Annotated in this window: 14 protein-coding genes; 7 read left to right on the top strand and 7 right to left on the bottom strand. The window is 41.5% G+C overall.

Going from position 1 to position 11,969, the window contains the following annotated elements:
* Window positions 1–107 precede the first annotated feature (107 nt).
* A complete protein-coding gene (locus CQ839_RS11055) occupies window positions 108–554 on the bottom strand; it encodes a hypothetical protein (RefSeq protein WP_103668337.1) in 447 nt (148 codons plus the stop codon).
* A 109-nt stretch (window positions 555–663) separates the two neighbouring features.
* Between CQ839_RS11055 and hisH the strand changes: the two genes are divergently transcribed.
* The 3 genes from hisH (at window position 664) to surE (ending at window position 2,784) form a co-directional block, all read left to right on the top strand.
* Window positions 664–1,287, top strand: coding sequence for an imidazole glycerol phosphate synthase subunit HisH (gene hisH / locus CQ839_RS11050; RefSeq protein WP_103668336.1), 624 nt, complete (start codon window positions 664–666; stop codon window positions 1,285–1,287).
* A gap of 26 nt (window positions 1,288–1,313) precedes the next feature.
* On the top strand, window positions 1,314–1,841 hold the full coding sequence (locus tag CQ839_RS11045) for a DUF2808 domain-containing protein (protein WP_103668335.1): 528 nt from the start codon (window positions 1,314–1,316) through the stop codon (window positions 1,839–1,841).
* A gap of 166 nt (window positions 1,842–2,007) precedes the next feature.
* A complete protein-coding gene (gene surE, locus CQ839_RS11040) occupies window positions 2,008–2,784 on the top strand; it encodes a 5'/3'-nucleotidase SurE (protein ID WP_103668334.1) in 777 nt (258 codons plus the stop codon).
* 143 nt (window positions 2,785–2,927) lie between these two features.
* Here the strand turns inward: surE and CQ839_RS11035 are convergent, their stop codons facing one another.
* The gene (locus tag CQ839_RS11035) at window positions 2,928–3,833 is read right to left on the bottom strand and encodes an LD-carboxypeptidase (RefSeq protein ID WP_103668333.1); all 906 of its coding nucleotides are present in this window, start codon (window positions 3,831–3,833) and stop codon (window positions 2,928–2,930) included.
* Between the two features lie 54 nt (window positions 3,834–3,887).
* Entirely contained in the window at window positions 3,888–4,703 is an 816-nt protein-coding gene (locus CQ839_RS11030; protein WP_103668332.1) for a mechanosensitive ion channel family protein, read from the bottom strand.
* Between the two features lie 445 nt (window positions 4,704–5,148).
* On the opposite strand from CQ839_RS11030, the gene CQ839_RS11025 reads away from it, so the two are divergent.
* From CQ839_RS11025 to CQ839_RS11010, 4 genes are all read left to right on the top strand, one after another.
* On the top strand, window positions 5,149–5,577 hold the full coding sequence (locus tag CQ839_RS11025; protein ID WP_103668331.1) for a hypothetical protein: 429 nt from the start codon (window positions 5,149–5,151) through the stop codon (window positions 5,575–5,577).
* A 175-nt stretch (window positions 5,578–5,752) separates the two neighbouring features.
* Window positions 5,753–6,172 carry a large conductance mechanosensitive channel protein MscL gene (gene mscL, locus CQ839_RS11020; RefSeq protein WP_103668330.1) on the top strand — a complete coding sequence of 140 codons (420 nt, stop codon included), beginning with the start codon at window positions 5,753–5,755 and terminating at the stop codon, window positions 6,170–6,172.
* Between the two features lie 155 nt (window positions 6,173–6,327).
* Window positions 6,328–7,347 carry a hypothetical protein gene (locus CQ839_RS11015; protein ID WP_103668329.1) on the top strand — a complete coding sequence of 340 codons (1,020 nt, stop codon included), beginning with the start codon at window positions 6,328–6,330 and terminating at the stop codon, window positions 7,345–7,347.
* An 84-nt stretch (window positions 7,348–7,431) separates the two neighbouring features.
* Window positions 7,432–8,679: a dihydroorotase gene (locus tag CQ839_RS11010; RefSeq protein WP_103668328.1), complete on the top strand. Its 1,248-nt coding sequence runs from the start codon at window positions 7,432–7,434 to the stop codon at window positions 8,677–8,679.
* A gap of 3 nt (window positions 8,680–8,682) precedes the next feature.
* On the opposite strand, the gene CQ839_RS11005 is transcribed toward CQ839_RS11010, so the two are convergent.
* The 4 genes from CQ839_RS11005 to CQ839_RS10995 all read right to left on the bottom strand — a co-directional run bounded on the left by CQ839_RS11005 (window position 8,683) and on the right by CQ839_RS10995 (window position 11,937).
* Window positions 8,683–9,522 (bottom strand): glycosyltransferase family A protein, encoded by an 840-nt coding sequence (locus CQ839_RS11005; RefSeq protein WP_103668327.1) that lies wholly within the window; start codon window positions 9,520–9,522, stop codon window positions 8,683–8,685.
* Between the two features lie 71 nt (window positions 9,523–9,593).
* Window positions 9,594–9,854 (bottom strand): hypothetical protein, encoded by a 261-nt coding sequence (locus CQ839_RS24810; RefSeq protein ID WP_146048726.1) that lies wholly within the window; start codon window positions 9,852–9,854, stop codon window positions 9,594–9,596.
* A gap of 21 nt (window positions 9,855–9,875) precedes the next feature.
* Window positions 9,876–10,958: a hypothetical protein gene (locus CQ839_RS11000; protein WP_103668326.1), complete on the bottom strand. Its 1,083-nt coding sequence runs from the start codon at window positions 10,956–10,958 to the stop codon at window positions 9,876–9,878.
* Window positions 10,959–10,983: 25 nt separating this feature from the next.
* The gene (locus CQ839_RS10995; protein ID WP_103668325.1) at window positions 10,984–11,937 is read right to left on the bottom strand and encodes a lysylphosphatidylglycerol synthase transmembrane domain-containing protein; all 954 of its coding nucleotides are present in this window, start codon (window positions 11,935–11,937) and stop codon (window positions 10,984–10,986) included.
* Between the last annotated feature and the right edge of the window lie 32 nt (window positions 11,938–11,969).

Below are 11,969 nucleotides of genomic sequence, written 5' to 3'. Positions count from 1 at the left end.
ATGTTTGTTAGGTCTTACGCAAAAAAGTCTTAAAACCCACATTTTACCGTAGGGGCAATTCATGAATTGCCCCTACATTTCGTCCTTTTGCGTAAGTCCTATTTTTATTAAAACTGTTGCTGAAAAACTCCTGGAGAATTTACCCGAAAAGGCTCTGCACCTAAAGATTTTGGGTCAATTCGCCAACGCTCCTCTATAGTGCTGTACTCAGCAATCTTCTGATCGCGGCGATTGTGCAACAACACATTAAAATTTTGCTTTTGGGCTTCAGTGCCTAGCTTAAATAGAAAACTAAATCTCTGCAAATAATCAGAAGCTGTCCATCTAGTTGTATTAATCGTGACGATCGCCTGTCTTGATTCTGCATCGATCTCAATATTTTCCACCCAACCTTCCTGTAACCGTTGAGTTTTCCACCAGAGACTTGGCTCAACGGGTGCTTGAGGGATACTGATTTTCTCCTCGGCAGCAGCCTGCTTAGCGATCGCTAAGGGAGCGATCGCGCCAATACTTAGCACTAATAAAACATGATTAACAATTCGCCTGTCAGCCATCCTAAACCTCATGATGTATTTTTCAGGACTTCAGCCATTATAATCGCTTTAGAAAGGATAAAGGGGTTTAAAGTTCCCCATTGCAAGGCTATTAAACAGGAGTAATATCATGCCAGTTGTGGCAGTGATCGACTACGACATGGGCAACCTACACTCAGCCTGCAAAGGTCTAGAGATGGCAGGCGCAACCCCAATCGTCACCAATGATCCGCAAGAGTTGGCTGATGCCGATGCTATTGTTTTGCCAGGGGTAGGAGCATTTGATCCTGCGATGCAAAAATTGCGAGCGACTAAGCTAGAACAGCCAATACATGATGCGATCGCATCGGGCAAGCCATTTTTAGGAATTTGCTTAGGGATGCAAATCCTATTTGAAAGCAGCGAAGAGGGACAAGAAGCTGGCTTAGGTATCATCAAAGGTCAAGTCAAACGATTTAGTCATGAGCCTAATTTGACAATCCCGCATATGGGCTGGAACCAGCTAGAACTAAGGCAAAGTAATTGTGCGCTTTGGCAAGACTTGGGCGCTAGTCCTTGGATGTATTTTGTACATTCATATTTCACCGCACCCGTTGATAGCTCTGTGACAGCAGCGACAACAACACATGGTAGCCAAACAGTTACAGTAGCGATCGCCAAAGATAATGTGATGGCTGTACAATTTCATCCCGAAAAATCATCCAATGACGGGATACATTTACTATCAAATTTCGTCAGAATGATCAGTGCGTAGCATAATAGTATTGTCTTGTGAGATTTATGAAGATCCAAATGATCAAAAAACTGGGTATTGTTTCCTGTCTAGCTGTAGCTTGTGCTGTAGTTTCGCCATCTGTAGTTCGCGCCCAATCCAATGCAGGATTTATTCTTTTTGGCGGAATCAAAGATAGTGCACTTGACTATTGTCTTGACAATGGCGGCAGTGGTCGTAGCGATCGTTATTATTTAGAAGTAAAGCCACAGAAATTCAAAGTTTCCGAAGTGATCATTACCTACCCTGATCATTTTAATGGCAGCTTTGATACATCAGACATGAAACTGCGCGTAACCGATCAATGCCGTGGGGGCAAAGACTTAGAGATTGAATCGGCAACTTGGGATAAAGAAACTCGCCGCATTACGATTATCCCCAAAGAGCCAATTCCATCCAAAACAGCAATTCGAGCCGTGCTATCCAACGTCAGAAATCCCGACTATAGCGGTTTCTATCAGTTTGACGGCAGAGTCATGCGTGCTGACATCCCCGTACCTCAATATTTTGGCTCATGGGTGATCACTCTCGATTAAAACTATAAAGGCTCGCGTTGCGAGCCTTTATAGTTTTGGGCGGCTTATAGCGCAAAGCGCTGAAACCAAAACCAAGAGTTTAGTTAAAAGTGCTGCCTTGCAGCACTTTTAACTAAACTCTTGCGGTTATTTTGATTGCAAATTGCTGTAAATTTCATATTTGAAAATGAATATTCTTATTAGTAATGACGATGGCATTTATGCAGCGGGGGTAAGAGCGCTAGCCGAGGCCCTTAGTGACACTGAGCATCGGATTACAGTTGTCTGTCCAGATCGTGAGCGATCGGCAACAGGACATGCCCTAACTTTGCAAGAGCCTTTGCGAGTTGATCAAATTTCTGGCGTTTATCCTGCGGGAATTGAAGCTTGGGCATGTTCGGGTACGCCTTCGGATACGGTGAAATTAGCCCTTGATGCATTATTAATCGATCGCCCAGATCTAGTATTATCGGGTATTAATCGCGGCGCTAATTTAGGAACGGATGTTTTGTACTCTGGTACGGTATCGGCTGCGATGGAGGGAGTACTAGAAGGTGTGCCAAGTATTGCCTTTAGTTTGGCTAGTTTTTCACATCCAGACTATAGTGCTGCTGCCAATTTTGCCAAAAAATTAGTCAAGATGATCGCAGCTTATCCTCTCGAAGAAGCGATTCTACTTAATGTAAATATCCCCGCAATTCCCGAAGCAGATATTTGCGGAGCTGTAGTCACTCGTTTAGGGATTCGTCGCTATAAGGATCTATTTGAGAAGCGTATCGATCCGCGTGGGAAGACATACTACTGGTTATCTGGTGTAGTAGTTGAAGAAGAAGCGGAAGCAGATACAGATATTCAAGCGATTAGAGATAATTACGTGACGATTACGCCACTTAAGTATGATTTGACTTTCTCTTCCGCGATGCCATTTTTGCAAACATGGACAGAAAAATTAACGGCTCTATAATCTGCGTACAAAGCGTAAATAGACCAAGAACTCAAGTTCTTGGCTAAAAGCTAAAGACGGTTGAAACCGACTAGAGAAATTTAACCCGTTTCAACGGGTTTTAGCTTTTAGCCCGCACTTGAGTGCAGGGCTTGAGTGCAGGGTTAATGTGATCGCGTAAAAGATAAAGTCCCATGATCGGCATCAATTTTAGCAATACAACCAACGGATAAGGGTGCATTTTCTCCATCATGACCAAAGGGCAAATGCATCACAATCGGAATTCCTAAATCAGTTAGCCGATCGCGCCATACTTCTTCCATTGTAAAACTAGGAGTAGAAACTTCCGATTGACTAAAACGCCCAATCGCAATCCCTTTTAATTTTTGCAAATGTCCCGACCAACGCCAATGGGTTAACATGCGATCAACCCGATAAGGAGCCTCGGATACATCCTCGATCGCTAAAATTACATTCTCTAGATCAGGGCAAATATCTGTACCGATAATATGCGTCGCGAGAGTTAAGTTTGCAGGTAAGAGAACACCTGTAGCTTGACCATTGCCCCATCCTTCCCCTGATAATGCGATCGCATCAACTTTTCCTTCCAGCCAATCAAATAATTGCTGTTGCGATCGCTCTGGTTCATTGCCTAATGTCGTGATAACTGGAGCATGTAAGCCGCCAATCCCCTTCTGTTTTGCCAAGCCCCAGAGTAAAGCCGTAATATCAGAAAAGCCAATTAACCATTTAGGGCGATCGCTAAGTTCTTGCCAATCAAGTTTTTCGAGTAACCGCATTGAGCCATAGCCACCTCTCGCACAGGCGATCGCTACACAGTCAGGATCATTCCAAGCCTCAACAAATTGCTGACAGCGGTGCTCGTCAGTCCCAGCTAAATAGCCCCAAGGCTGACTAAGATCTTCAGGTATAGTCAATTCATAACCGCGATCGCGCCAGATTTTTAGACCTTGTTCAAAGCGTTCCCTTTCACGTAATGCACCACTAGGAGCAATGACGCGGACTTTTTGCGAAGGCGTAATAATCGATGGAAATTTAGTTGGCTGCATAATTCGGAAATATAGTGATTGCCCAAAAGCCTCGCTTAGCGAGGCTTTTGGGGTTTAAGACTGACGAATTTGGAAGTGTTGTTGAGGAACAGGAAACCCTGACTCACTAAAGCTTTCACGAATAATTCGATTGGTGTCAAAGTAGACCTGCCAATAGTGAGCATTGTTGCAGAAAGGACGTACTGCAAGCACTGGCCCCATTGGGGTGAAGTCAATAATTTCAATTACAGGAGCAGGATTGCTAACTACATTGGGAATATTGCGAATCCGTTCTTGGAGAACTCGCACTGCTTCATTGGAGTTAACAGAATGATCTAGTTGTGCTTGAAGATCAACGCGACGGTAAGGATTGGTGGAATAGTTTTGAATATTGTCAGAGAAAAGTTTGTTGTTACCAACAAATGTACGCACATTGTCAGGTGTATCAATGGTTGTTACAAATAAGCCAATTTCTACAACCGTGCCTGTGATACCACCAGCGGAGATAAAATCACCAACTTGAAATGGACGCAAGACGATCAGGAATACCCCAGCGGCGAAGTTAGCTAATAAGCCGCTCCATGCAGCACCGATCGCTATACCAGCCGCCGCTAAAAGCGCAGCAAAGGAGGTTGTTTCAACACCAAAGTATCCAAGAATAGCTACAACTAGAATGATGTTTAATAACACTGAAAGGCTAGAAGTCAGATAGCTGATCAGTGTTGCATCAATACGTTGTTTTTTTAGCGTGCTGGAGGTGATGGAGATCGAAAAATCGATCAGTTTGCGCCCAATAAACCAGAGGATTATCGCGGCAATAACTTTAAAAGCTGCTCCAGCCAGCAGATTTAAGTTAGTAGCAATAAAAGTTTGAATAGTTGCTGCATCCATAGAAGTAAAGACTTTCTCCCTTTAAAATTAACGAAGCTGTAAATTTCACGCCAATTTCCATTAATTTTTTATTTTCAAATGAGTATGATCTCATTTGAAAATAAAAAATTAATCCCAGTAAGGTTTTTGAGTTTTCATTGTGCCTACGGCACAATGAAAACTGCCATATCTGACTGACCGTTATAGATTTTGACTTATGGTGGCGTAAATCTCATAGAGTTTTTTAGTTTGTTAATTTTTATAAAATTATCTGCCACGCTTTTACTTCGCTTTGCGATTAAACTCGAACCAAGAAATTTTGCAAAACGTTGCAAAGCGACGTTTTGCAAAATTTCTTGTGGTTCCTTGCTTTACGATCAGAAGACCCCAATAAATTTATTTGTTTGGGTTTAAACGCAAAGCGATATATGAGAGCTAACATCGTCACAGAAGCAAAGGTAAATTTATGAGCCGTTATTCTAAGCGCGATCGCCTAATCGAGAAACCAGAACAAATATCTCGAGATTCGACCAAAGAACGAATTGAAATGTTTTTTTGTTTAATGCCAGTATTTGGACTGATTCCATCGGCGTTAGCCTTGATTCGTCAAAGAAGCAGCCGTAAAGTCCGCGATGTTAGCCAAGTGGCGATCGCCTTGATGCTGACTTGGGCGATCGCCTATGGGGCAATGGGCGGCGTACCAACGGAGGGTGAAACTTTGCAGGTTACCGCCGAACTAATGAAAGCAACCTTAAGTTCGGGCTATTTCGCGCTCTGTATGTATTTGATGTATCGCTTGTATCGTCATCAAGCGATCGCCTTACCATCGTTAAAGATTTTTTCTGAACGTAACGAATCTCGATCTGTAAAACGTGATCAAAAGACTGATAATTAAAATCTATTTCTTTATAACAATCGACGCTCAAAATAACCACAATAAATTTTTTAAAGGTATTTGCAAATACCTTTAAAAAATTTATTGGGTTATTTTTGAGCGCAAAGAGTTATAAGTAATGGGCGGTGCGAAACGCCGCTCGTTAAGACCATACTTAGTTTAAGGAGAATATTTTATGGCTTTGCAAAACAGTAGACGTGCTGCTGGAGGTTTTATGAAAGACTTTCAGGACTTTATCATGAAGGGTAATGTGATTGATTTGGCAGTTGCTGTAGTCATTGGCGGCGCTTTTGGCAAAATTGTCACTTCTTTGATCGAGGACATCATCACCCCTTTGCTGCTGAATCCAGCACTCCAAGCTGCAAATGTTAAGGATCTTGCTCTGTTGCAAATCAATGGAATTAAATATGGTGTGTTTCTTGCCTCTGTGATTAACTTTCTCGTTATCGCTTTTGTGATCTTCCTACTCATTCGTTCTTTTGAGGCAATGAAGCGCAAAGAAGTTCGTGAAGAAGCTGCGGAAGTCAAGCCTGATCCTCAAGAACGCCTGACATTAGCTGTCGAACGCTTAGCCGAAGTGATGGAATCCAAATAAAATAAATTCTCAAATCTGTAAGGTTTTGCCCCGCAGGGACGAAACCTTACAGATTTGGGCTTGTAATTAATTACATCTATTTACATAAAATATAAGTGTATGCTTTGCACACACTTATATTTTTGAGACAGATACCTCTAGACTGCTTGCATATCATGCCATTTAGACAATCCAAAAACAAAATTCACTGCTCTATAGCTACATCTCTCGTAATTTTAGGAATTGCTATTGGTCTCAATGCTTGCGTTAGCCCCAATAATGACAAAAAACCTGAAGCTGACAAAAAACCTATACCTATTTTCTTGTTTATCCAATCTTCTCCCGATGGCAAAACGATCGAAGGTATTGTCCCTTCGGATTTGGTGGAGCAGTTCGGCAGTTTAGATCGGGTAATTCAATCGATCCCTGTGGGTAGTAAATTTGCATTGATGCAGTTTGGCAAACCCCTTGGAATGTTCCAAGTGAGTGCAGTGCGTGGCTCAGATGCTTTTGGCGCGATCGCAAGTTTTAAAGTGCAAGCACCAGCCGAAAGTGATAAAAATCAACCGACAAAGATCCTTGATCCTGCCATTTTGCGTCAGCCCAATTTAACAATTGTGGCTAGCGATCACATTAATACGGCAAGCGATCGCACCTACTTTTTTAACTGCCCCAGCAAAATTCAACCCCTTATACTGGAAAAATCGCGTAATTTATTTCTAAAACTTGGTGCAAATCAAGCATCAACCTCGCAAGTAGCGATCGCCTCGTTAGTATGTGCAGATATCGATGGTGACAATCAGCCTGAAATCATTGCAGGTTTACGCCTCGACAATCCAATTCGTCCAGCAGGATTCGATCCCCAAGTGTGGAAAGAGTTTCTATCCCGCTCCGCCCTTGAGCGCCAAGAGTACAGCATGTTAGTAATGTTACGGAAATCGGCAAACGGAGATTGGACATCAGAGCCGATTTTGACCCATACTAGAGCGCTTTCCTACATCAATGATAGCGTTAGCAGTTATGCCCTTTATGGCATCCAAGAGATCAATGGCGATCGCTACCCTGAAATTATCGTCCAAGAAATTGGCTTAAATTCGCTTGATGTGCGTGTGTTTACCCCCACTGTCGATACACAAGGCAAATGGCAATGGCGGAGCTACTACCAAAATCAGCGATCGCTAAATATTGTTCAGTAAAACCGTTGTAAAGTAAAAAGGAAAAAGGAAAAAAAGAAATAATTGCTTTTTTCCTTTTTCCTTTTTCCTTTTTACTTGTCAAACATGTCTTTAGAAAATTCCATTGCTTATCCAGTTCTATTTAAGCAAGTACGTATTCTTGATGCAGATTCATCCGCAAAGATTGTGGAAACTTTTGCCGATGTTTTTGTTGATGGCGATCGCCAAATCCACACTAACTTTGATCAATCCCAAATTCCTCAGGCAATAAATATTGATGAGCGTTCAGGTGTGATCTTAGGAACTGGGATGATTGATCTTTATAGTAAAAGTAGCGAACCAGGGCATGAATCTAGAGAAACGATATCTGAGCTAGTGCAAGCGGCTAAAAATGGGGGATTTACTACGATTGGCGTTTTGCCCAATACCCAACCCGCAATCGACGATATTGCCGCCCTAGAATTTTGGCGCAATGTGCAGCAAAAACATGGAGATATTCTGCAACCATGGGGCGCAATCACCAAGGGCTTAGAAGGGAAACAACTCACCGATATTGCCGAGCTAGCCGAATCCGTAATTGGTTTTACTGATAGCAAACCGATCGCTAATTTACTGCTGGTTCGCCGCGCTATGGAATATATCAAACCGCTTGGTAAACCAATTGCCCTATTTCCTCAAAACCCTGACCTCGCAGGTAGTGGCGTAATTCGAGAAGGGAAATGGTCGCTACAATATGGCATGACAGGTTATCCTGCCGCCGCCGAGACCGTAGCTCTTGCCGCCTTAATTGAGTTAGTCCGCCTTACCAAAGCACCCACCCATTTCATGCGGCTCTCCACCGATCAGAGTGTGGAACTAATTGCTCAAGCCAAAAATGATGGATTACCTGTAACCGCCAGCACAACTTGGTTACATCTCTGTCACTGCGATCGCGATTTAGAAACCTATGACCCAAATCTCCGCTTGATGCCTCCCCTCGGCAGCGAAAGAGATCGCCTTGCGTTGATTGCAGGTATTAAATCAGGAGCAATTGATAGTATTGCGATCGACCATACTCCCTGCGCTTACGAAGAAAAAGTCGTGCCTTTTGAGGTTGCACCCGCAGGTGCGATCGGCTTAGAGTTTGCTCTCCCCGTCCTCTGGCAAAACTTAGTGGTTACAGGATTATTAACAGCTAGTGAGCTTTGGCAAGCCCTTAGTGTTAACCCAGCTAAAATCTTGGGACTGACTCTACCAAAACGATCAACTCTTTTCGATCCAAGCTTAGAATGGCTAGCTAAAGATAGTGCGATCGCATCTCAATCGAGAAATAGCTACTATATAGGGCGATCGCTCATCGGCAAAATTTTATGAGAATCATTGCTTGGATGAAAATTTTCCGACCACATAACCAGAAGCTCCAGCGGCAAACTCACATGTTTTCATAAATAACATACCAATTCCTAAAAGTGGGTTCTTGAAAAGCTTGGAAGGGTTTGCAAAGAAAACTCCGTATCTACGAATAATTGAAGTTTGTTTATGCAGTCTATCTTTGTTTGTATCCTTATGAATATATAGATCTAAGGTTTTTGCGTAGTAAAACTTTTTGCGGCAGGATGCGAACAAATTCAGTTTACGCTCGTTATGATAAATTAACGTTTTAACACGACCAATACTCCCAGTGCCATGCTTTGACTCAATGCGATTAGGTAGATCATAGTCTTCCCATCCCGTCATAGCCTCGTCATAGCCGCCAGCTTCAAGATACGCATTCTTATCAAAAAATCTTGACGCTTCTTGCCAATCAACACCACTATAAAAGGATCTTTCTAGTTTCTTACATTTAGCCCAGACACCTTCACCAAATGATTCTTCGGGAATAATTAATGCCTTAAGTTGTAAATCTTTCTGGACAACCTCAACACAGGCTTGTACAACCCCCTTAGTCAATACCATATCGCTATCAATCATCAAAACGTACTCACCATTCGATTGATGGACACCAAAATTTCTTTGAGCACTTCTTTCATTACCTTTGTTATAGACATGCTCAGTGTATTTTTTTGCAATCATTTTAGTATTGTCATTTGAGTTATTATCTACAACAATTAGTTCAGTTTTTTCATAGCCCTGTTCAAGAATAGATTTCAGGCATGGCTCCAAAAAATCAGCAGAGTTATAAGTTGGAACGATAACTGATACCAATGGGAATTCCATATAATGCTCTCTCAATTCACAGGTTTTAAATTTTCACTATTCGAGATGTATCAGATCAATACTGATCATGTTCAATCAATATAGTCTTGTGATTTATAGCGATCGTCATCCTTACTAAGACAGACAAATAATGTATGAATCTTGGCATCTAGGTTATTACACCAATTCTCGACAGTGTAGTAGCACTTTCGAGAATTGGTATAATAACCTAGCAAAGGAGTATGAATCTCAGAATACCCCCTTACATTTTGAGAACTAATATTAAATATAATAAATACATTCAATAAAGACTGTGCTGCGAGGTTTTCACGAATTTTGATAGAAGAAAACATGAAAATATATCCAGAAAGGAATTACTTTTTGGAATAAAAAACAAATACTCGATCTAGGGTATCTTTGATACTTTGGTCTTGAGTTAGATGATAATAGTAACTTAGCCCATCCACCAATGCCAAGTAATCTACTGTTTTCTCCTTGCCAAAGTAGGTTTCTCCCCCCACAGTAACCCTTGTATTGCCCTTTGTATTAACTTCGCCACTAGATAGAATGGATTTTAATTCGAGTGCAACAGCTCGTTTAATAGCATCCCACACAATCGGTCTTTGATTAGCTTGAGAACTCAAATTTGTATAAAACAGCACAGCTTGTTCAATAGAAACACCTTGGTAGCTACTGTCAAAACCATATTGCTCTAAAAATGCGCCTTCAGCGTTCTGTTGTTGCAATGACATCATGGCAAATTTTTCACCTAGTCTTACTGCATCTATACGATCTAACACTCTACCTGTCAGATAAAAGGCATTGGCATCCTTCCACAGACGATTGGTAGCTCTTCCATTTCCGTCTCCTTTGATGAGTTCAGATTCTTGTGACATCAACCAAGTTAGAGATTTGGAGATAGTCGGTTTCATTTCGATGATTTTTGTGCGTAGATAGCTAGTTTCCTTGCTTTCTTGAAACCATTTAGACTTTTGACACAGCAATAAACTTTCACCTAAATCATTTAAGTAAAACGCCACACTACTAGCAGAACTCTTGCCTTTACTCTCAGGAGAATAATCCTCAAAGCTTCCATCAGTTTTCTGAAAAGATAGAGGGTACTCTATGATTTTGATTCCAAGATCAACTAATTGGACATTTTTTGTCAAGATGCCATAGGCAATAAATCGACTGGAGTAACGCTGAAAACCTACAGTCATAAAGCCATCGCGATTTCGGCCGATCGCACCATTCTTACTGTCAACAACAACAGCTTTTACTAAGAAAGCCAAAAAGTTGGGATCGGCTTTTGTGAGGACACTCCACTGCGAACCAGCAGGAGTTTGAGCTTCAGCAAATGGTGTGTTATTTCCCAAAGAATACCAGAAGAATTTTTCTGGTGAGAAGAGAAAAGAAGTCAATATTGAAATCATTGCCAATAAATATTTGATCATCATCTATTTTTTGCTCCTATTATTCCTATTATTTTGTGGGTTTTAAGCCTTTAGAATCTAGAAACAAAATTATGGCTCCAGGAAGCGCAAGAATCCATCCTAGTACTGTGAAAGTGAGAGATAAAAGGACAGCCTGCTCAGCTGTTAATCCAATTCTAGTAAATAGATAAGCCCATAAACCTTCTTGAATTCCTAATCCGCCCAAAGAAATCGGCATCAAGGTCACCACTATAGAAATGGGTGTAAATACTAAAAGTGCTAAATATGAGATGGGGATTTGTAATTGTTGAGCAAGGAGATATTGATAAAAAATTATGGATAACTGAACAACAAAGGAAATTGCGATCGCTAGTCCAAGGGATTGTCGATGTTTAAGGTATTGAATAACGACAAGCTGAACTTTGTCAAGGCGATCGCACAAACCACCAAGCCTTATTTTCAATAACCAAGGTCTGCTCCAACGCAGCAGCAAAGGACTAGCAATCAAAAGAAAACCGCCCCAAATGATGCCAGAACAGAAAAGGAAAAGCACAACAATATCCCAACTACCAATAATTTTTAGTGCTGGGGGAATACCGACAAGAGCAAGCGCAAAAACGGCTGCTAACCCAGTAAATCTTTCTAGGAAAACTGATGCGAAAGCTGCTTCTGGTGCGTCGATCGCTTTGGTAATCCGATAAACACGATAAACATCTCCCCCAACAGAACTAGGCAAAAAGATACTGACAAACATCCCCGCAAAATAACTACTCAGTAAATAGCGAATTGGTATATGGTACCCAGCAGACTTAAGCACGACTTGCCATCTTAGGCAGCTAAGCCATTGACAGCCAGTATAGAAGAGCAAAGCAAAAAGAACAAAAGGAAAAGAAAGATTTTGCAGACGGCTCAACACTTGGTTGAGATCAATGCGCGTAAAAATAAAAGCGAGTAGTCCGAAACTGACCGTTGTTTTTAACAGAATTGGTAACTTATCTTTCATAGATGGCTTCTAGCGGCTTTAAAAGTTGAGTA

It is taken from the genome of Pseudanabaena sp. BC1403, assembly GCF_002914585.1.
In the GTDB taxonomy this organism is placed as follows: domain Bacteria; phylum Cyanobacteriota; class Cyanobacteriia; order Pseudanabaenales; family Pseudanabaenaceae; genus Pseudanabaena.
This window is presented reverse-complemented; position numbering and strand designations above follow the sequence as displayed.

What these genes read in the sequence shown, in the direction of transcription:
- surE (WP_103668334.1), top strand. Translation starts at nt 2,008, where the DNA reads ATGAATATTCTTATTAGTAATGACGATGGCATTTATGCAGCGGGGGTA.
- CQ839_RS24810 (WP_146048726.1), bottom strand. Translation starts at nt 9,854, where the DNA reads ATGTTTTCTTCTATCAAAATTCGTGAAAACCTCGCAGCACAGTCTTTA.
- CQ839_RS11055 (WP_103668337.1), bottom strand. Translation starts at nt 554, where the DNA reads ATGGCTGACAGGCGAATTGTTAATCATGTTTTATTAGTGCTAAGTATT.
- CQ839_RS10995 (WP_103668325.1), bottom strand. Translation starts at nt 11,937, where the DNA reads ATGAAAGATAAGTTACCAATTCTGTTAAAAACAACGGTCAGTTTCGGA.
- CQ839_RS11005 (WP_103668327.1), bottom strand. Translation starts at nt 9,522, where the DNA reads ATGGAATTCCCATTGGTATCAGTTATCGTTCCAACTTATAACTCTGCT.
- CQ839_RS11045 (WP_103668335.1), top strand. Translation starts at nt 1,314, where the DNA reads ATGAAGATCCAAATGATCAAAAAACTGGGTATTGTTTCCTGTCTAGCT.
- CQ839_RS11000 (WP_103668326.1), bottom strand. Translation starts at nt 10,958, where the DNA reads ATGATGATCAAATATTTATTGGCAATGATTTCAATATTGACTTCTTTT.
- CQ839_RS11015 (WP_103668329.1), top strand. Translation starts at nt 6,328, where the DNA reads ATGCCATTTAGACAATCCAAAAACAAAATTCACTGCTCTATAGCTACA.
- mscL (WP_103668330.1), top strand. Translation starts at nt 5,753, where the DNA reads ATGGCTTTGCAAAACAGTAGACGTGCTGCTGGAGGTTTTATGAAAGAC.
- CQ839_RS11035 (WP_103668333.1), bottom strand. Translation starts at nt 3,833, where the DNA reads ATGCAGCCAACTAAATTTCCATCGATTATTACGCCTTCGCAAAAAGTC.
- CQ839_RS11010 (WP_103668328.1), top strand. Translation starts at nt 7,432, where the DNA reads ATGTCTTTAGAAAATTCCATTGCTTATCCAGTTCTATTTAAGCAAGTA.
- CQ839_RS11025 (WP_103668331.1), top strand. Translation starts at nt 5,149, where the DNA reads ATGAGCCGTTATTCTAAGCGCGATCGCCTAATCGAGAAACCAGAACAA.
- hisH (WP_103668336.1), top strand. Translation starts at nt 664, where the DNA reads ATGCCAGTTGTGGCAGTGATCGACTACGACATGGGCAACCTACACTCA.
- CQ839_RS11030 (WP_103668332.1), bottom strand. Translation starts at nt 4,703, where the DNA reads ATGGATGCAGCAACTATTCAAACTTTTATTGCTACTAACTTAAATCTG.